The 18,549-nt window shown below is 69.0% G+C and carries 23 protein-coding genes; 12 read left to right on the top strand and 11 right to left on the bottom strand.

Translation table 11 applies throughout. The features are described 5' to 3' along the window. Positions 1 to 50: 50 nt before the first annotated feature. From AB4070_RS17235 to AB4070_RS17220, 4 genes are all read left to right on the top strand, one after another. Complete coding sequence (locus AB4070_RS17235; protein WP_441981176.1) at positions 51 to 1,121, top strand: M4 family metallopeptidase; 1,071 nt, start codon at positions 51 to 53, stop codon at positions 1,119 to 1,121. Continuing rightward, complete coding sequence (locus AB4070_RS17230) at positions 1,096 to 1,401, top strand: protealysin inhibitor emfourin (RefSeq protein ID WP_441981175.1); 306 nt, start codon at positions 1,096 to 1,098, stop codon at positions 1,399 to 1,401. Before AB4070_RS17235 ends, AB4070_RS17230 begins: the two co-directional genes overlap by 26 nt. 62 nt (positions 1,402 to 1,463) lie before the next feature. Beyond that, entirely contained in the window at positions 1,464 to 1,799 is a 336-nt protein-coding gene (locus AB4070_RS17225; protein WP_441981174.1) for a hypothetical protein, read from the top strand. A gap of 83 nt (positions 1,800 to 1,882) precedes the next feature. Beyond that, on the top strand, positions 1,883 to 2,128 hold the full coding sequence (locus AB4070_RS17220; RefSeq protein ID WP_441981173.1) for a hypothetical protein: 246 nt from the start codon (positions 1,883 to 1,885) through the stop codon (positions 2,126 to 2,128). A gap of 23 nt (positions 2,129 to 2,151) precedes the next feature. Here AB4070_RS17220 and AB4070_RS17215 read toward each other — a convergent pair whose 3' ends face one another. The 3 genes from AB4070_RS17215 to AB4070_RS17205 are packed head-to-tail and all read right to left on the bottom strand — an operon-like array spanning position 2,152 to position 5,046. Beyond that, positions 2,152 to 2,958, bottom strand: a complete 807-nt coding sequence (locus tag AB4070_RS17215) for a siderophore-interacting protein (protein WP_441981172.1) — start codon at positions 2,956 to 2,958, stop codon at positions 2,152 to 2,154. Further along, a complete protein-coding gene (locus tag AB4070_RS17210) occupies positions 2,951 to 4,000 on the bottom strand; it encodes a FecCD family ABC transporter permease (RefSeq protein WP_441981171.1) in 1,050 nt (349 codons plus the stop codon). The genes AB4070_RS17215 and AB4070_RS17210 overlap by 8 nt, the downstream gene beginning before the upstream one ends. After that, on the bottom strand, positions 3,997 to 5,046 hold the full coding sequence (locus AB4070_RS17205) for a FecCD family ABC transporter permease (protein WP_441981170.1): 1,050 nt from the start codon (positions 5,044 to 5,046) through the stop codon (positions 3,997 to 3,999). The genes AB4070_RS17210 and AB4070_RS17205 overlap by 4 nt, the downstream gene beginning before the upstream one ends. Positions 5,047 to 5,086: 40 nt before the next feature. On the opposite strand from AB4070_RS17205, the gene AB4070_RS17200 reads away from it, so the two are divergent. The 5 genes from AB4070_RS17200 to AB4070_RS17180 all read left to right on the top strand — a co-directional run bounded on the left by AB4070_RS17200 (position 5,087) and on the right by AB4070_RS17180 (position 8,941). Further along, positions 5,087 to 6,040 (top strand): ABC transporter substrate-binding protein, encoded by a 954-nt coding sequence (locus tag AB4070_RS17200; RefSeq protein WP_441981169.1) that lies wholly within the window; start codon positions 5,087 to 5,089, stop codon positions 6,038 to 6,040. A gap of 78 nt (positions 6,041 to 6,118) precedes the next feature. After that, a complete protein-coding gene (locus AB4070_RS17195; protein WP_441981168.1) occupies positions 6,119 to 6,901 on the top strand; it encodes an ABC transporter ATP-binding protein in 783 nt (260 codons plus the stop codon). 34 nt (positions 6,902 to 6,935) lie between these two features. Beyond that, positions 6,936 to 7,715: a ribonuclease H family protein gene (locus AB4070_RS17190; RefSeq protein ID WP_441981167.1), complete on the top strand. Its 780-nt coding sequence runs from the start codon at positions 6,936 to 6,938 to the stop codon at positions 7,713 to 7,715. A 29-nt stretch (positions 7,716 to 7,744) separates the two neighbouring features. Continuing rightward, complete coding sequence (locus tag AB4070_RS17185) at positions 7,745 to 8,134, top strand: DoxX family protein (RefSeq protein ID WP_046746984.1); 390 nt, start codon at positions 7,745 to 7,747, stop codon at positions 8,132 to 8,134. Positions 8,135 to 8,215: 81 nt separating this feature from the next. Beyond that, entirely contained in the window at positions 8,216 to 8,941 is a 726-nt protein-coding gene (locus tag AB4070_RS17180) for a Pr6Pr family membrane protein (protein ID WP_441981166.1), read from the top strand. On the opposite strand, the gene AB4070_RS17175 is transcribed toward AB4070_RS17180, so the two are convergent. From AB4070_RS17175 to AB4070_RS17150, 6 genes are all read right to left on the bottom strand, one after another. Then, entirely contained in the window at positions 8,932 to 10,284 is a 1,353-nt protein-coding gene (locus AB4070_RS17175) for an FAD-dependent oxidoreductase (RefSeq protein ID WP_441981165.1), read from the bottom strand. The genes AB4070_RS17180 and AB4070_RS17175 overlap by 10 nt on opposite strands. 158 nt (positions 10,285 to 10,442) lie before the next feature. After that, on the bottom strand, positions 10,443 to 11,420 hold the full coding sequence (locus tag AB4070_RS17170) for an SRPBCC family protein (RefSeq protein ID WP_441981164.1): 978 nt from the start codon (positions 11,418 to 11,420) through the stop codon (positions 10,443 to 10,445). Positions 11,421 to 11,422: 2 nt separating this feature from the next. Further along, positions 11,423 to 11,812, bottom strand: a complete 390-nt coding sequence (locus AB4070_RS17165) for an ArsR/SmtB family transcription factor (protein WP_282847449.1) — start codon at positions 11,810 to 11,812, stop codon at positions 11,423 to 11,425. 11 nt (positions 11,813 to 11,823) lie between these two features. Continuing rightward, positions 11,824 to 12,123 (bottom strand): ArsR/SmtB family transcription factor, encoded by a 300-nt coding sequence (locus AB4070_RS17160; protein WP_441981163.1) that lies wholly within the window; start codon positions 12,121 to 12,123, stop codon positions 11,824 to 11,826. Continuing rightward, positions 12,120 to 12,962 (bottom strand): alpha/beta fold hydrolase, encoded by an 843-nt coding sequence (locus AB4070_RS17155; RefSeq protein ID WP_441981162.1) that lies wholly within the window; start codon positions 12,960 to 12,962, stop codon positions 12,120 to 12,122. The genes AB4070_RS17160 and AB4070_RS17155 overlap by 4 nt, the downstream gene beginning before the upstream one ends. Positions 12,963 to 12,993: 31 nt before the next feature. Then, the gene (locus AB4070_RS17150; RefSeq protein ID WP_441981161.1) at positions 12,994 to 13,473 is read right to left on the bottom strand and encodes a hypothetical protein; all 480 of its coding nucleotides are present in this window, start codon (positions 13,471 to 13,473) and stop codon (positions 12,994 to 12,996) included. A 214-nt stretch (positions 13,474 to 13,687) separates the two neighbouring features. On the opposite strand from AB4070_RS17150, the gene AB4070_RS17145 reads away from it, so the two are divergent. The 3 genes from AB4070_RS17145 to AB4070_RS17135 are packed head-to-tail and all read left to right on the top strand — an operon-like array spanning position 13,688 to position 15,993. After that, positions 13,688 to 14,359, top strand: coding sequence for a DUF998 domain-containing protein (locus AB4070_RS17145; RefSeq protein WP_441981160.1), 672 nt, complete (start codon positions 13,688 to 13,690; stop codon positions 14,357 to 14,359). A gap of 33 nt (positions 14,360 to 14,392) precedes the next feature. Next, entirely contained in the window at positions 14,393 to 14,761 is a 369-nt protein-coding gene (locus AB4070_RS17140; RefSeq protein ID WP_282847441.1) for a YciI family protein, read from the top strand. After that, the gene (locus AB4070_RS17135) at positions 14,758 to 15,993 is read left to right on the top strand and encodes an RNA polymerase sigma factor (protein ID WP_441981159.1); all 1,236 of its coding nucleotides are present in this window, start codon (positions 14,758 to 14,760) and stop codon (positions 15,991 to 15,993) included. Before AB4070_RS17140 ends, AB4070_RS17135 begins: the two co-directional genes overlap by 4 nt. A 112-nt stretch (positions 15,994 to 16,105) precedes the next feature. Here AB4070_RS17135 and AB4070_RS17130 read toward each other — a convergent pair whose 3' ends face one another. Together AB4070_RS17130 and AB4070_RS17125 are read right to left on the bottom strand one after the other, a co-directional pair. After that, positions 16,106 to 17,044 (bottom strand): PfkB family carbohydrate kinase, encoded by a 939-nt coding sequence (locus tag AB4070_RS17130; protein ID WP_441981158.1) that lies wholly within the window; start codon positions 17,042 to 17,044, stop codon positions 16,106 to 16,108. Continuing rightward, the gene (locus tag AB4070_RS17125; RefSeq protein ID WP_441981157.1) at positions 17,038 to 18,549 is read right to left on the bottom strand and encodes a glycoside hydrolase family 32 protein; all 1,512 of its coding nucleotides are present in this window, start codon (positions 18,547 to 18,549) and stop codon (positions 17,038 to 17,040) included. Before AB4070_RS17125 ends, AB4070_RS17130 begins: the two co-directional genes overlap by 7 nt.

The raw sequence follows: 18,549 nt of genomic DNA, 5'->3' as shown, positions 1-18,549 counted from the left end.
TCCGCCCGCGGAGGCCCCCGAACGTCGGCCCCCCGGCGTAGGGTCGCACCATGAGCAGCACAGCATCCGGAGAACGTCATGGAGTGGTCCCCTCCTATCTGCTCGCGCGTCTGGCCGAGTCGGGTCGCTTCCCGAAGGCCGCCGCTGCCGCGCGGCAGACACTGACCGCCGGGCGCCCGCCGTTCCGTGCCCGCATCGACCTGTCGATCGACGAGAACGGCGACCTCGTTGCGCAGCTGTCCGACGCCCCCAACCGCACCATCAGCGATGCCGGCAACACCCAGCAGCTGCCGGGCGCTGTCGTGCGGGGCGAAGACGATGCCCCGGTCGAAGACACCGCGGTGAATGAGGCCTACGACGGGCTCGGCGCCACCTTCGAGATGCTCCTGGCGGCGTTCGGCCGCAACTCCCTCGACGACGCGGGCGCGCCGCTCGACGCGACCGTGCACTACGGCGTCGACTATGACAACGCGTTCTGGGACGGCGAGCGCATGGTCTTCGGCGACGGAGACGGCGAGGTGTTCCAGCACTTCACCGGCTCGCTCACCGTCATCGGCCACGAGCTCGCCCACGGCGTGGTGCAGCACACCGCCAACCTCGAGTACCAGGGGCAGCCCGGCGCCCTGAACGAGTCGATCGCCGACGTGTTCGGCGCCCTGACCGAGCAGTACGCCCTCGGCCAGACGGCCGACCAGGCGACCTGGCTCATCGGCGCCGAGATCTTCACCGATGCGGTCGAAGGCGCGGCGCTGCGCTCGATGATCGCGCCCGGCACCGCCTACGACGACGACGAACTCGGCCGCGATCCGCAGCCCGACCACATGAGCGGCTTCGTCCGCACCACGGAAGACAACGGCGGGGTGCACATCAATTCCGGCATCCCCAATCGCGCGTTCGCCCTGTTCGCGACCGACCTCGGCGGCAACGCCTGGGAGCGCGCGGGAACCGTCTGGTATCGCGCCCTCACCGGAGGCCTGTCGAGCACCGCGACCTTCACGCAGTTCGCCGACGCCACCGTCGCCGCGGCCACGACCGTCGATACCGCCACGGCCGCAGCCGCTCGACGGGCGTGGACGACCGTGGGAGTCTATGAGGATGAGCGAGTCCCCTCCACCGACTGACGCGCAGGTCGTCATCGCGGTGGTGCGCACCGGCGGCATCGCCGGCATCCGCCGTCAGTGGCGGGTCGAAGCGGAACCCGACGCCGCCGTGGAGTGGATCGACCTGATCGACAGCTGCCCGTGGGACCAGGAACCGGACGGCAGCGTCGGTGCCGACCGGTTCATGTGGAGCATCCGAGCGCGCACACCGTCCGAGAGACGCGAACGCGAGCTGCCGGACTCCGCGCTCGACGGCCCCTGGCGCACACTCGTCGACGCTGTGCGCGCGGCCTCCACCTGACACGCTCATCCGACGTACGCTCTCAGATGAGCCGTCGACCGGCGGTCTCATGAAGGGGGATCATGCTGACGACGGAAGAAGCAGAACGGCTGCTCGGAGCAGCACGAGATGCGTACACCAGGGGCGACCCCCTGCTCCATCTGCACGTCGAGGTCAGCCGTCTCACCGGGGCCCCGTCGTCCTGGGGTTCCGCGGAGAACGACTACCTCCAGAACGAGAGCGTCGGCTACTTCCTCGGCGAGGTCGAGAGGGTGGGGTGGCGGCTCGAGCACACGGGATACGCCTTCGTCGACTCCGGCGCCACCACCTCGGATCGGCTGATGAGCACGGGAACAGGCGTCGTCAATCACGGTGGCGTCTCGGGGTACTTCACCTTCCGCCGCACGGCCTCCACCTGACCGCCCGGCCTGCTGCAGCGGCATCCGATCAATCGCGTGTGAATCCGACCCCGTGTCGGCCGCGCGGGGTCACAATGGACCCCATGGGACTGTTCCAGCAGAAGCCTGAAGAAGAAGAGAACCAGTGGGTGCTGCCCTCGGAACCGCTCGAGCGCTCCGAATCGGAAGTCCTCGATACGGCCCCCGTCGTCGATCCGCTGTCGATCGGACTCGGCGCGGAGACCAGCGGCGATCTGAGTTCGGTCCTGTTCCCCGTCGCCCCTCCCGTGCCGGAAGCGACCGCGACCGAGAACCGGGAGCCCGAGGACGACGACCCCGAAGACGACTGACAGACCGGCCGGAGCCGCCGGCCTCAGCCCCGCGCTTCGCCCAGCCGCCAGTATCCCGAGAATGTGATCCGGTCCTTCGATACGCCACGGTCCACCAGGTGACGGCGTAGCTCCTGCACGGCGAGTCGCTCTCCGCACACCCACGCATAGTCGATCACCTCGGGGAGCTCAGCGGCCCGCACAGCCTGCTGCAGTCGCGCACCGGGCAGCTCACCCCGGCGCTCGACCCAGGTGACGGCGCCCGCGAGTTCCTGTTTCTCCGCGGCATCCGCGATCTCGATGAAGACGTGCGTCTCCGGAGCCTCCGTCGCCTCGAGGATGCGGGCGATCGCGGGCAGTGACGACTCGTCGCCGATGATCACCCGCGCGCGGGTCTCGGGCAGGGGCGCATACAAGGCCGTGCACTCGCGGATGCCGAGGGACGAGCCGACACGCGCTCGTCCGGCGAATCGGGTTCCGGGCCCCTCATCGCCGTGCACGACGAAGTCGACGTCGATCTCACGAGCCTCGGGGCGGTGGTCGCGCAGCGTGTACCAGCGCAGATCTGGCCGCTCCTCGTCGGGGATGGCCGCGACAGCTGCACGGATGTTCTCCGTCCCATCGTTCGCGGGCAGCACGAGCGGAACGCTCTCGTCGCGAGGCAGCAGCAGACCGAGGTATTCGTCAGGCCCCGCGGGCGCGTAGTCGGCGAGCTCCTCCGCGGAGATGGTCAGCCGCCGCATGTGCGGGGTGAGATCGCGCACGGCCGTGACGCGGGCGGCGAAGACGCGAGCTCCGGAACGGCGAGGACGCTGTGGAGGACGGATGCGGTCGACGGTGTGCTCAGCCACGCCGAGCCCCCTCTCTCCAGAGCAGCCACAGGAAGAATGCGCCGCCGACGGTGATGGTGACGACGCCGACCGGGATCGGCGCCGGGAAGATGTTCTGCGCGAGCAGGTCGCTCGTGAGCAGCAACAGCGCCCCCACGAGACCCGAGGCGAGGAAGCTCGTCGCACCGGTCAGGCGTCGGGCGATGTGCGGGGCGATCAGCGCGACGAACGAGATCGGCCCCGCCGTGGCGACGGCGACCGCCACGAGCAGGGTCGCGGCGACGAGCAGGATCCAGCGCGCCCGCACGGTCCGCACGCCCAGCGCGGTCGAGACACTGTCGCCGAGTGCCATCATCCGCGCAGCCGGTGCCGCCCGGACGAGGAGCGGGATGATCAGGAGCAACGCGATCAGCGCAGGCAGCAGATCGCCCCATCCCCGACCCTGCAGCGAGCCGATCAACCAGGTCTGCGCCGTAGTCGCGCTCGCGACGAACACCTGGGTGAGCACGTAGTCGACCACGGCCATGGCGGTGGCCGACAGTGCGACACCTGTGAGGATCAACTGCACGCCGTGGAGCCCGGAACGCGCGGTGAACAGCATGATCACGCCCGCGATCACGAGGGCACCGATGACCGCTCCGAGGGCCGCCTGTGCCAGGGATCCGCCCAGCACGAGCATCACGACCACCGCGCCGACCGAGGCGCCGCTGCTGATGCCGATCACGTCGGGGCTGGCGAGCGGGTTGCGGGTCAGGCTCTGGAACACGGCCCCGGCCACGGCCAGACTCGCACCGACGACGATCGCGACGAGGCTTCGCGGCAGACGGCGCCCGAGCACGAAGAACCCGTCCAGTCGCTCCGGCGGGCGGCCGAGCAGCGTCTCGATCAATGCAGCCGGGGTGACGACATATTCCCCGATCATGAGCGCCGCGATCAGCAGCACCAGCAGGACGCCGGCGAGGATGCCGCACACGAGGGCCGTGCGATGGCTGAACCGGAATGACCAGCGCTCTCCGCGGAGCACACGGTCGTCGGACGTCAGTGCGACGATGCGCAGGCTCATGAGATCCCCGCCGTCCGCTTGCCGACCACGAAGGCGATGAGCAGCGGGCCGCCGATCAGAGCCGTGACGATGCCGACCTGCACCTCGCCACCTCCGCCGATCACGCGGCCGAGGGTGTCGGCCAGAAGCAGCATCGCAGGGGCCGCGAGCAGCGACAGCGGCAGCACGATGCGGAGGTCGGGCCCGACGAGGCTACGGAGCAGATGCGGGATGACGAGACCGACGAACGCGATGGGACCGGCGATCGCGGTCGCCGTGCCGCACAGCAGCGTGACGGCGACGAGCACGAGCGCGCGCACGACACCGGGCTTCACCCCGAGCGCGATCGCGCTGTCGTCACCGAGTGCCATCAGGTTCAGCGCGGGCCCGAGCAGCAGAGCGAGGAGCACCCCGACGACGATGAAGGCGACCAGCGGCAGCGCCTCTTCCACCGGTCGGGCGGTGAGGGAGCCGACTCGCCAGAACCGGAAGGCGTCGAGCACCGTCTCATCCGTCAACACGATCGCCTGTGAGAGTCCGGCCAGGATGGCCGAGAACGCGACGCCCGCGAGGATCAGTCGCACGGGGGAACCGGAGGCGAACCGGGTGCCCGAGAACCAGAAGATCACCGCGGATGCGAGAGCCGCTCCGGCGAGCGCGAGCCAGATCGTGCCTCCGACGCCGAGGGCGCCCAGCACGCTCATGCCGGCGACGACGCCGAACGAGGCGCCGGCGCTGACGCCCAGCATCCCCGGGTCCGCGATCGGGTTGCGGGTGAGCGCCTGCATCAGGACACCGGCAGCACCGAGCGCGACGCCGCAGATGACGGCGTTGACGGTGCGGGTCACGCGCAGCTCGCCGACGATGTTCAGGACGTTCTGGTCACCCGTGCCGAACAGTGAGAGCACCACCTCGTCCAGAGGCACGAACCGCGCGCCGACGGCGAGACTCAATGCCAGCGAGATCGCCAGCAGGGCCACGACCAGGGCGACGCCGAACCACGCAGGGAAGCGAGATGCCGCGAGCGGGGCGCGACGGCGCGCGACGACGACGGGTTCCGAACTCATATTTGGATAGCCTAACCAAACATCACTAGGGTTGTGAGACGTGAACAGACCTCATCGAACGCGCTTCCGTCCGCTCGCCACCGCTGTCGCCTCTCTGGCCGCGATCACCCTGATCGCCACCGGATGCTCGAGCACCCCCGCAGCGGAGGAATCCGCTCCCGCAACGGACACGAGCTATACCGTGGAGCACGCGATGGGCGAGACGGAGTTCGAGTCGGTCCCCGAGCGGATCGTCGTGCTCGACTCCCCGCAGATGGACGCGCTGGTCGCCCTGGGCATCACTCCGGTCGGCGCACCGGAGATCGGGGCCGGACGCGGCTTCCCCGCCTACCTCGCCGACGACCTCGACGGCACCGAATCGATCGGCTTCATCGCCGAACCCGACGTCGACGCGATCGCGAACCTCGCCCCCGACCTGATCATCGGCTCGAAGGTGCGGCACGAGGCGCTCTACGAGGAGCTGTCGGCCATCGCGCCCACCGTCTTCTCGGAGGACACCGGCACCAACTGGACCGAGCAGGCCGTGCTGACCGCCGCCGCCGTGGACCAGAGCGACAAGATGGACGAGCTCATCAAGGGCGTCGAGGACCGCGCGTCCGAGGTCGGCTCGGCGGTCGATGCCGACGGCACCACCGCATCGATCGCGCGCTTCCGCGCCGACAACTTCCGCCTGTACGGGCCCGGCACCTTCTCGGGCTCGCTGCTCACCGACATGGGCTTCGATCTGGGCGCCGACCGCGACTGGAACGAGTACTCGATGATGGAGCTCAGCCCCGAGCTCTACGAGCAGATCGACGGCGACGTGGTGTTCTACATGAGCCCCGGCGGAGACCCCACCGCGACCACGCAGGAGCGGATCACCGGACTGTGGGGCGCCCAGCCCGGCCCCGCCGGCGACAAGGCCTTCGAGGTGGAGGACGACACCTGGATGGTGGGCATCGGCGTGATCGGTGCCAACCTGGTCATCGACCAGGTCGAAGACCTGCTCGGCTGACACCTCTCGAATCGCTCGGATGGTTCCCTCCCACCCGGAAACGGAACCATTCGGGCGATTCGAACACCCGGAGGAACAATGACCACGCCGCACCCGGCACTCGAAGCCCGTGGACTCGTCGTCGCCTACGACGGCAAGGTCGTCGTCGACGGCGTCGACCTGGCGCTGCCGGAGGGGTCGTTCACCGTGATCCTCGGGCCGAACGCCTCGGGCAAGTCCACCGTGCTGCGCACCCTCGCCCGCGTGCTGAAGCCCGAATCCGGCGACGTGCTGTTCGACGGTCGCGCGCTCGGCGAGTACGGCTCCAAGGAGCTCGCCCGAAGGATGGGACTCCTGCCGCAGGACGCCATCGCTCCCGAGGGGATGCGCGTCGCCGACCTGGTCTCGCGCGGCAGGTACCCTCACCACTCCGCACTGCAGCGGTGGACGTCCGCCGATGACACCGCCACCCGCGCGGCTCTCGCCGCGACGAACACCACCGACCTCGCCGAGCGCTACGTGGACCAGCTCTCCGGCGGGCAGCGTCAGCGCGTATGGGTCGCGCTCCTGCTCGCCCAGCAGACCCCGGTGATGCTGCTCGACGAGCCGACGACCTTCCTCGACATCGCGCACCAGTACGAGCTGCTCGATCTGCTGCGGGACCTCAACGCGCAGGGCAAGACCGTCATCGCGGTGCTGCACGACCTCAACCAGGCGGCACGCTATGCGGACAATCTCGTGCTCATGAAGGAGGGCCACGTGGTCGCCACCGGGGCCCCGTCCGAGCTCATCACGGCAGAGCGCGTCGGCGACGTCTTCGGCATCGACGCGGTGGTGACGCCCGATCCGGTCACCGGCACCCCGATGGTGGTCCGGCGGTGAATTCCGCGTCGTCCCCCACCGTTACGGTTGAAGGATGACGATCACCGCCGCCGCAGACGGCTCCGCCCTGGGCAACCCCGGCCCCAACGGCTGGGCCTGGTACATCGACGACGCCAACTGGGCGGCCGGCGGTTCGCCGCACGGCACCAACAACCAGGGCGAGCTGCGCGCCGTGCTGGAGCTGCTGCGCGCGACGGCCGGCACCGACGAGAAGCTGCTGATCGAGTGCGACAGCCGGTACGTGATCGACTCCGTGACCAAGTGGATGCCGGGGTGGAAGCGCAAGGGCTGGCGCAAGTCCGACGGCGGCCCGGTGCTGAACCGCGACCTGCTGGAGGGCATCGACGAAGCCATCCGCGGCCGTGACGTCGAGTTCTCCTGGGTCAAGGGCCACGCAGGGCACCCCCTGAACGAGGCGGCCGACGAGCGGGCGAACGCCGCAGCGAAGGCCTACCAGGCGAAGCAGGAACCGCGGCGAGGACCGGGCTTCACGATGGCGACGGATGCCGGAGCTGCGGTCGCTGCCTCAGCTGCGGTCGCAGCCTCGGCTCCCTCCACCCCGGCCTCCAACCCTGCTCCCTCCACCCCTGCTCCCTCCACCCCTGCTCCCTCCGCCCCGGCCTCCACAGCACCGGCCCCCGCCGCAGAGACCCTGTGGGCCGAGACCTCCGATCTCCTCGACGGGCTGGATGCGCCGGAGGACGACCCGATCGAGCTGCGCATCCCGCTCTCGTCCGACGAGCACGCGAGGCTGCGAGACCGTGCAGAGGCTCAGGGCGTCTCGCTCGAAGAGGCACTCCGCCGACTGATCTGAACGCAGTGGCCGAGGCGTACACTCGCACCATGTCGACTCCTGCCCGCACCATCGGCCGCATCTTCCTCGGCGCCTCGCTCGTCTTCGCCGGCGTCTCCCACCTCACGGTGGCCCGCGAGGAGTTCCAGGCGCAGGTGCCCGAGTCACTGCCGCTCGACCCGGACACCACGGTGCTGGCCTCCGGCGTGGCCGAGGTCGCGCTCGGTTCCGCTCTGCTGCTGGCACGCCGTCGTCGGCGCACGGTCGGCACGATCGCCGCCCTGTTCTTCGTCGCCGTGTTCCCCGGCAACGTGGCGCAGTGGATGCACCACCGCGACGGATTCGGCCTCGACACCGACATGAAGCGCTTCGTCAGACTGTTCTTCCAGCCCGTGCTCGTCGCTCTGGCACTGTGGTCGACCCGCGAGCCGCGGCGCTGAGCGACCGTCGCGCGTGAGGGGCGCCCGCTGCGGCACGGCGGGTCCTCCGAGGTGCGGTCCGTAGACTCGGCGGATGACGGAATGGGTGGTGACGCAGCGGTGAAGGCCCGCACCGTCTTCGGCCTGCTCCGCCTCGGCGCCGCCGCCGTCTGCCTCGTGGCGCTCATCCATCGACTCGCCTGGGGCCTGGCGTCGAACACCATCGCCAGCCAGAACTTCTTCGCCTATCTGACCAACCAGTCGAACATCGCGTTCGTGGTGCTGTTGAGCATCGCGGGTGTGATCGCCCTGCGCACGGCACGCGATCCGCGCTGGCTCACGGTCGCACTGGCTCTCGTGCTGACATGGACGATCACGGCCGGACTCGTGTTCGCGATCCTCGTCTGGCAGGCCGGAGTCCGCGGTATCCGCATCGACGTCCCGTGGTCGGATCAGGTGCTCCACTTCTGGCTGCCCGCAGTGACGGTGGCGGCATGGGCGCTCGCCCCCGGGCACCGTTCCGTGCCGTGGCGGGTGGTGCCGGTGACGCTCGCCTACCCCGTGCTCTGGGGCGTGTTCACGATGATCCGCGGGCCGCTGATCGGCTGGTACCCCTATTACTTCCTCGACCCGCGACAGGTGAGCGGACCGCTGGAGTTCCTCGTGTCGTCCGCGATCGCCCTCGCCACGTTCGCTCTGGTCGCCTCGGTGCTCGTGCTCATCAGCCGCATGCCGCTGCCGCGAACGCTGCGCAAAGAGAGCGAGCAGAGTGCGGAGACGACGACGGTCGTGCAGGCCTCGATAGACGAGCGCGTCGGTCAGACGTAGAGGGCGAGCGATGCGAGGGCGGCTTCGATGGCCTCGTCCTCGTCGAGCTGCGCGAAGTCGGCGGCAGCCGCCCCGCCCACGATCCCCACGAGCACGTTCTCCCCGGTCGCCGGTCGCAGGTTGATCCAGGTCGGGATCGCCACGTCGGCACCGACAGCGTGCCAGATCGCCTCCTCGCTGTCCCAGAACGCCTCGTCCCAGCGCAGCCACACCGTCTCGATCGCGCCCATGCCGAGAGCCGAGACCGCGCCGCGGTTGGAGAAGGGCAGCGGCGGGTCGAACTCGATGCTCCGGTCCTGCAGCACCCCGAGCGGCACGGTGACGACGACGCGATCGAAGGACAGCGCCTCCCCGGTGCCGAGACGCACGCTCACCCCCGAGTCGTCGTACGCCAGTCTCGCGACGGGCGAGTTGAGGCCGACGGTGACGCCGTCGAGCGTCTTCTCGATGAACGGCGTGAGGTCGCCCGTCGCCGCCTTCGGGTCTCCTGCGGGCAGCGGCGGTGCGAACCAGCTCGAGAGTTCGTCGGCGCCGGCTCCGGTGCGGGCGGCGAGGATCGCGAGCAATGCGGCGGTCGCGGGATCTGCGGGGTCGATGCCCGCGGCGGTCAGCGCGTCGGCCACGGAGGTGTCCTCGGGCGCAGCCTGGGCCGTCGTGATCGCGGCGTCGAAAGGCTGCGGGTCGACCGGATCGATGTCGCCGTCCGGTCCGCGCCAGAGCTCGCCGGCGAGATCGACCATCCCGACCTCCCCGCTGCTCAGGCGATCGAGCACCTCGCTGTCGTCCGCACTGAAGAGCCAGGCCCCGAGCTGCGCCGGTACGGGCCAGGAGTCGTCGAGGCGCGAATGGACTCGTCCGCCGACACGGTCTCGTGCCTCGAAGACCGTGACCTCCATGCCGCCCTCGGCGAGGAGCGCGGCGACCGTCGCGCCGGCGAGGCCTGCGCCCACCACGGCGATGCGTTCGCCCGAAGTTGCAGGGACCATGACTTCTTCGGCGGCGCGAGTGCCCGAGGCGATGGCTCCGCGCACCGTGCCGGGAGCGTCCACGTCTGTCGCCTCGCCCGCGAAGAACAGCCGCTTGCCGACGGGCCGCGCCAAGGCGGAGCGGGTATCGGACAGCACGCCGACCGGGGTGAAGCTGACGGCGCCGAGCGAGTACGGGTCCGTGGTCCAGGTGCTGCGCACGCTGCCTGCCGCGGCGGGAACCCCGGGTGGCGGTTCGGGTTCGCGCGTGCGGGTGGGGGTCGGCGTGGGAGCGGGTTCGGGGGTGCAGGAGGCGAGAAGCACCGAAGCGACACCGGCTCCGGCGCCGAGGAGCAGAGTGCGGCGCGTGATCCTCATCGTGACGCCACCCTATCCCGCCTCATCGGGTTCCGCCTGCCGACCCCGCGCCGGGTGCGGCAGCCGGCGCGTGAACAACTCCTCAAGAACAGGGCGCCGAGCGCCGGAGAACCGGCCGGACCGCGCGGGTCCGACCGGTTCTGAGGAGTTATTCACACTCAGACGGCGAGCAGCTCCCGCTCCAGACGGGCGAACGACGACTCCATGCCGTCCACCATGCCGGTGGCGAGGATCATGTCGCGCGTCTCCTTGTCGGGATACTCGATGAGCAGTGTCACCAGCGTCGCGCCGTCCTCCTCATACAGGTTCAGATCGTTGAGGGTCTCGGTGGGCATGCCCTGCATCCGCTCGGTGGTCACCGCGCGGCGCGGAGCATCGATCAGAAGTGCCTCCCCCTCGAATCCGAACGGCTGCCCCTCGGTGTCGCCGACCGGCGCCCAGGCGTTCCGGTACGACTGGCCGACCTCGGTGGCCGCGACGCACTCCGTCATCTCCCACCCGTCGGGTCCGAGCATCCACTTGCGGATGAGCTCGGGCTCGAAGTGCGCGCGCCACACCAGCTCGCGCGGCCCATCGACCAGGCGGGTGATGCGCACGTGAGTGTCGTCGAGCAGTTCCAGTCGCGTGCCCTTGCCCTGCGCGTAGTCGCGGAGGTCCTGCAGCACGGCGTCGAGCTGCGCCATGGCCATCTTGATCCCCTCGACCTGACCCATCTCGACGACCTGTTCGAGGGCGTCGACCGAGTCGAAGTGGCTCGTTGTGGTCATGCGGGTGCCGTCGGCGGTGGACTCGAAGGCGAAGGCCATCCGCTGCGCGGGGAAGCCGTCGAGTGGCGTGCCGTTCTCGTCGACGAACGAGTCGATGACCTCGAACGCGTTCGGCGCATCGATCGAGATGAACTCCCACGACCCGGAGGACTTCTCCCCGCGTGGACCGTTCATCGAGTACTGCGCACGGCCGCCGACGGTGTGGTCCCACGCGGTGAAGGTGGCCGGCCATCCGGGAGGACCCCAGAAGCGCTCGAGCTGCCGCGGGTCGGAGTAGGCGCTCCACACCCGCTCGATGGGGGCGGCGAAGTCGGCGACCACGGTCATGGTCAGGTTGTCGGCATCGGTGATGACGTCGGTGACAGGCATGTTCAGTCTCCTTGTGCGTTCTTCTCGGTATCGCTGTTGTCGGAGGAGCCGGACCGAGGGGTCTCGGCCAGCAGATCGTCGAGTCGGGCGATGCGCGACCGCCACAGCTCTTCGTATCGGGCGAGGAGCGCCCTGGCGCGGGCGATCATCTCGGGGTTCGCGCGGACGAGCCGCTCGCGTCCCTCGGCGCGCTTGACGATGAGGTTCGCGGCCTCGAGCACGGCGACGTGCTTCTGCACCGCGGCGAACGACATCTCGTATTCGGAGGCGAGGGTCGAGACCGACTGCTCCCGCTCGATCGTCCGGCGCAGGATGTCGCGCCGGGTCGACGTCGCCAGTGCGTGGAAGACACGGTCGACCTCCGCTTCGCTCAGTTCTCTTTGTGCAACCATTTGGTTGTACGTTATGCCTGCGAAGCGGGGGTGTCAAGAGGGCCGCCCGAACTACGAAGAACCCGAGACACCCTCCGGATCCTCTCCCGGTCTGCGCGCACGACGCGCTCCCGCCCACGCGCGTGCCTGACGATGAGTCCCGCACGTTCGAGCACGGCGACATGCTTCTGCACCGCCGTATGACTCATGTCGTAGCGGCGCGCGAGCTCCGTCACCGACTGCTCCTCGAGAACCGTGCGTGCGAGGATGTCGCGACGTGTGGCATCGCCCAGGGCTCGGAAGACCCTGTCAGCGTCTCCGGGGCTGATCAAGAGCGGACCTCGCCGAGGAACGACACCATGGACGGGATCAGGGCGGCCGGCTTCATCATCGGCGTCGCGTGATGCACCCCTTCGATCGACTCGTAGCGGGCTCCGATCAGCGACGACAGCTCCCGGGTGCCGCTGAGCACGAACGGTTCGCTCCTGATCCCGACGAGCACGAGAGAGGGTGCCCGGAGCTGGCTCCACCGTTCACCGGTCAGAGGTCTTCCGTCCTGCAGCCCCGCGCAGAGACGCGTGTCGTAGACCGTCGTCCTGGCCATCGCGACCATGCTCCGCCAGGGGCCGATCATGAGGCGCATCGCACCGATCATGAGCGGGGATGCGCCCAGGGCGACGCGGGTGAACTCGCGAACGGCATCCGAGCCCCTCCCCTCATCGACCAGCTTCCCGAGACGGTCGGGGAGGTCGCGGGGGACGGGTGCGCGGCGATCGTCCACGATCACCGGCGGCTCGAAGGCGACGACAGCCTCGACCTTGTCAGGCAGAGCGGCGGCAGCATCCAACGCGAGGACCGCGCCGGATGAGGTACCCACAAGTGACGCCCTGCCACCGTGGGCGTCGATGAGCGCCTCGATGTCTTCGATCTCGCGAGCCACGCTCCATGCTCCGGCGTCACCGCTGCCGCCACGGCCACGACGGTCGTGGTTCACGACCGTGCGACCGTCGGCGAGCAGCCCGGCGAGGCGACGATTGTCCCGGAGGTCGGAGAGGGCCTGCGCGACCAGAATGACGACCGGGCCCTCCCCGTGCCGTTCATACGAGATCTCCGTGCCATCCGCAGATACGACCTGGTGGAGCGAGCGATCGGGGGAGGACTTCTTCGGCATGGTGATTCCGCTCTCTTCGAAATGGGACGGCTCAACGGCGGGTCATCGTGGACGGATAGCCACCGTCGCCGGGGTACACCCAGGCGCCGTCGAGCACACGATCGTCGTCACTGAATGTGCCGGAGAAGTACGCAGGGCTCCCCTTCGATCCCGCCCAGATGGTCAGCGTGTCTCCCTCGAGCTCGTAGACGTAGTCGAGCGTGTTGCCCAGCGAGTCGTAGAACCGGGAGACGACATCGGCGCCGACGGGCTCGCCGAACGGGCGCAGTTGACCGATGACCTCGAGACCGGTGATCGCCTGGCCGAACTGTTCGAGCTCGACGTGCTGAAGCAGGAAGAATCGTCCGCCCATCCACTCGTAGCGGATGACGCCCTCGGCGCCACCCGTGACCTTCCACTCGCCGACGAGCCTGTCGAGCGCCGCGACGGCGCTGCCGGGCGTGGGCTGCTCTCCGAGCCCGTAGGCGTCGATCTGCTCGGCGGTGATGTTCTCCAGCGGGTTCTCGTTCATGAGATGTCCTTTCTCCTGCCGCCCGGCGGGCCGCGTTCTCAGATACCTCGGAACCGAATCCTGCACATTGACATCCGCGCGTGACCTCACCGGATTTCGCCTCGGGCGCCCCCAGTGAACGGCGCGAAAGTGTGATGTCAAAGTTCGCCGCGCGGCTCCGAGGTATCAGTGCAGAAGCACTCGCCGCAGAAGACCCAGAAGAGGAGCACGCCCAGTGATCACGAACTCGACAACCCACCGCGCATACAGGGAGGTCCACCCCCTCCCCCGTTCGACCCGCCCCTTCCTCCTCGCAGGAGCCCTCGCGGGACCGCTGTTCTACGCGTCCGCACTCGCTCAGATGCTGACGCGTCCCGGCTTCGACATCCGCATCCACCCGATCAGCCAGCTCTCCACCGGAGACCTCGGCTGGATCCAGGTCCTCACTTTCGTTCTGGCGGGACTGGGCTTGATCTGCCTTGCGATCGGTCACCGGCGGATCGTGACCGACGGGCTCGGGCGCGCCGCCATCCCGATCCTCATCGCGATCAGTGGGGCGGGCTTCATCGCCGCCGGCCTCTTTCGGCAAGACCCCGCGAACGGCTTCCCCCTCGGGGTCGCCGACGGCCCCGCGGCCGAGCCCACGGCGAGTGCTGTCGTCCACACGGCGGCGGCGATCGTCGCCTTCACCGCCCTGGCGGTGGCGGCCATCGTCGCGCTCATCCGCGCCATCCGCGAACGGCGTGCGGCCGCAGCGATCGGGAGCGGGATCGTGGCGATCGCCCTGCTTGCTCCCGTCGTTCCCGAGACCGCGAGTATCCAGGTGGCGGTCACAGGACTCTTCGCCTTCGGTTGGTGCACCGCGACCGCCGTCTCCCTGCTGCGGTCGTCGCGTGCCCCTCGCTAGCCTGGACTGCCACCGACTCGAGGAGATGAGATCGTGAAGTTCCTCATTCTCGGCTACACGCCGAGCAGCAGCTGGGACGCCGCCACCGCGGATGCCCCCACCGAGGACGCGCTTGCCGCCTTCGCCGCGTATCAGCAGTTCGAAGCCGAGCTGCGTGCCAGCGGGGAGTTCGTCAGCACCGAGGGGCTCGGGCACCCCGCCATGTCAACGACCGTCCGCAAGGTCGACGGAGGGATAGTCATGACCGACGGTCCTTTCGCGGAGCTCAAGGAGGTCCTCGCGTCGTTCGCCGTCATCGAGGTGTCGGGCGTGGAGCGTGCGCAGGACATCGTCGCACGGATGGTCGACATGCTCGGCGAACCGATGGAGATCCGTCCCATCATGGGTGACGACTTCGCGTGACTGCCCGGCCTGACGCCATCGAGGACCTGCTGCGCACGGAGGCACCGCAGGTCCTCGGGGCCCTGGTGCGTCGCTTCGGTCACTTCGACATCGCCGAGGAAGCCACTCAGGATGCGCTGCTCGCCGCAAGCCGGCAGTGGCGCCCGGACGCGATCCCCGATCAGCCCCGATCCTGGCTGATCCGCGTCGCCTACCGTCGCATGGTCGATGCGCTGCGCGCCGATTCTGCTGACCGCCGCCGAGAAGAGCAGTACGTGGCCTCCGAACCGAACCAGCCCTCGTCGCACCTGGCCCTGGCGGACCACGACGACAGCCTGAATCTCCTACTGCTGTGTTGTCACCCCGCCCTGTCGTCCGCCTCCCGTGTCGCGTTGACTCTGCGAGCCGTGGGCGGGTTGACCACCGCCGAGATCGCACATGCCTACGGGGTGACCGAGCAGACGATGGCGGTGCGGATCAGCCGTGCGAAGCAGCAGATCCGCAAGAGCGGTGCCCGATTCGAGTTGGGGCCCGATGAGGACTTCCCCGGCCGCCTCTCCGCGGTCATGCGGGTGCTGTATCTGATCTTCAACGAGGGATACACGGTGACCACCGGCACCGATCTCACCCGAACCGACCTGACCGGCGAGGCTATCCGACTCACGCGGCTGCTGCACGCACTCGTCCCGGATGACCCGGAATCGACGGGCCTCCTCGCCCTCATGCTGCTGGTCGATTCGCGTCGGGCCACGCGCGCCGGCGCGGATGGCGAGCTCATCCCTCTTCCGGATCAGGACCGCACTCGGTGGGATCAGGAGTCCATCCGAGAGGGATCGGATCTCATCCGTGCCGCATGGTCCCGGGGGAACGTGGGGACATACCGACTGCAAGCCGCGATAGCCGCCGTGCATGCGTCCGCAGCGGTCGCCGAGCAGACCGACTGGGCACAGATCGCCGCTCTGTATCTGGCGCTCGAGCAGGTCGAACCGAGCGGCCTGGTCATGCTTGCACGGGTCGTCGCCGTAGCCCATGCCTTCGGGCACGCGCGCGCCAGCGCCCTGCTCGAGGAACTGGATCGCGAGCATGGACTCCTCCAGCACCCCTTGACCCGGCATCGGGCCCATGCGATCCGCGCCCACCTGCGTGAAGCGGAGGGTGATCCGAAGGCGAAAGGGGACTTCCTCGCCGCCGCCGAGATGACGACGAACGAACCCGAATCCCGCTACCTCTTCCGGAAGGCGTCCGACGACTGACGCCACCCAGGTGCAGCACTTCGCGCACTGATCATCCCGGGGGAGAGAGAAGGTGTCACGACGACTCGCGCTCAGTGACGGCCGGGGTCGCCCACTCCAGTGACGTTCGGTGTCAGGACGCCGACCTCTGCGCCAGTTCCTCCAGGCGCGGCGGGGCGGCGCCGGCGCGGGACACCGCGACAGCCGCACTGGCGAGCGCCGTATCGACGACTCGGTCGAGCGCTGACAGGAGATCGGCGGCGGGAGCGAAGACCTCGGCAGTGAGCGCCGAAACGAGGCCCCCGGAGACGAGACCGTAGACGAGGCCGGACATGAAGGCGTCACCGGCACCGATCGTGTCGACCACGCTCACCGGGATGGCCTGCTTGACCACCGGCTGCCCGCCACCACTGATCGCCAGGGTGCACCCGATGCCGCCCCGTGTGACAACGGCCACTCGGGCTCCCCGAGCCAGCACATGCGCGAGCACCTCGTCGATGCCGCGCCCGGGGTAGAGCCAGTCGGCGTCCTCGTCGCTGAGCTTCACGACATGCGATGAGGCCATGATCGCTTCGACGCGTGCCACGGCTGCGGCTCGCGTCCGGATGAGAGCCGGTCGGATGTTCGGATCGTACGTGCGCAGAGAGCGGCTCGAGACCATGCGCAACATCGCGTGGACGGCAGTCGCCCCGGGTTCGAGTGAGGCACCGATCGACCCGACGTGGACGACATCGGCTTCCGCCGCCTCTGCCATCGCAGCCGACTCGGATAGGGCCCACTCGATGTCGAAGTCGTAGCTGGCCGCGCCGTCGGCACCGATCACGGCGGTGGCACGAGAGGTGCGCTCGCCACCCCTGAGACTCGACGCCGAGAGGGCGACGCCCTCGCGGATGAGATGGTCGACCAGCAGCCGACCGTACTCGTCGTCGCCGATCCGGGTGAGAAGCCTCGTATCGAGGCCCAGCCTGGCGAGACCGATCGCTACGTTCATGGGCGATCCCCCCGGGTGGGGCACGCCGTCGACGACATCGACGAGAGCTTCACCGACGACGAGGCAGCGGGTGGTCAGCATCCCCGCTCCGTGAGTTCGACGTGCGCGTCGTGCAGTGTGCCTCCGCTGACCACCAGGGTGTACTTGCGCGGTGACGCGACGGGAATCAACGCGGTGAGCACTCTCTCGCCGTTCTGGGCGAACAGCTCGAGGGAGGACACCCGCTCATTCAGGTCGTCGATCCAGAGGTCCCATCCCACCTGGTGCGGCCGGTCGAGAGGCATCGACGGAGACCTGCGGAACCCCGGCGGCATGCTCTCGCCGGAGCGGACGAGATCGACGCGTCCGCTCCGGCGGTCCTGACGGATCACGACCCGGCCATCGTCCGATGCCGACTCGATGTGAAGCTCCACGCTCTGCGCATCGCGCAACGTGGCGGTGAAGCCGATCCGTGCGGCTCCGGCGACTTCCCCGGCAAGCGCGACGCTGCCGGCCGCACCGACCAGGTCGATGCTCTCGCCGGGCTCGAGATCGACCGCCGGCCGCTGGCGCAGTCGTTCCACCCCCGCCCCGTCCCGCGTGAGCGAGAGCCGGCGAGGGAGCGTCATCGCACTTCGGTGTTCACCGGAGCCCCCGTCCGGCATGCGACCGGCATAGTCCCAGTTGTCCATCCAGGCGATGAGCGTCCGCTCGTCGCGAGCGAGACCGTCGAACGTCACACCGGCATAGCAATCGGGTCCGAAGTCGATCCAGCCGTATCGCTCGAGCTCGTCGCGGGACTGGTCGGCGTCGCTCAGCAGTTCATGCGGCGGAGCGGGATGGGGGACGGAAGCTCGGAATGTCGTGCCGTCGAAATCGCCCACGACGTAATGCGTCCCCGAACCGCCCGCGATGCCGCCGGGATTGAGGCTGATCAACAGCACCCAGCGCACATCTTCGTCGTCGCCGTCCACCGCGAGCGGGAACATGTCAGGGCATTCCCACACACCGCCGACCGGGCCCGCGGGGCCGTACGACGACAGGAACGTCCACGTCGTGAGGTTGTCGGATCGATGGAAAAGCACTTGGCGGTCTTGGGCTTCGACCGCGACCATCACCCAGTATCCGTCTCCTCCGTCGTCGTACCGGAACACCTTCGGATCGCGGAAGTCGCTCGTGCCGCGGTCGAGCACCGGATTGCCGTCGTATTTCGTCCACACGTACCCGCCGTCCGTGCTGTAGGCGAGAGCCTGCGTCTGGTGTCCGGGCGCAGCTGCCGTGTAGAGCGCCACCAGAGCCGGATCATGGTCGGTGCCGAACCCAGAGGTGTTCCCGAGATCGACCACGACGGAGCCGGAGAAGATCTGCGCCGTGTCGTCCCACAGGATCGCCGGGTCGCGCTCGGCCCATCGCATGAGGTCGGTACTCGTCGCATGACCCCAGCTGAGGTTGGCGTGTTCGGCGCCCTGCGGGTTGTACTGGAAATACAGGTGGTACAGACCGTCGTGGAAGACGAGACCGTTCGGATCGTTCATCCAGTTGTTGCGCGGAGCAAAGTGCATCTGCGGGCTCGTGGTGTGGACCGGGGGAAGGTCAGTGGGCGTCAC

The sequence above is a fragment of the Microbacterium sp. 2RAF4 genome (assembly GCF_052115285.1).
Classification (GTDB): Bacteria; Actinomycetota; Actinomycetes; order Actinomycetales; family Microbacteriaceae; genus Microbacterium; species Microbacterium oxydans.
Note: the sequence above shows the minus strand (reverse complement) of the source record. Positions and strands in the feature narration are given on the sequence as shown.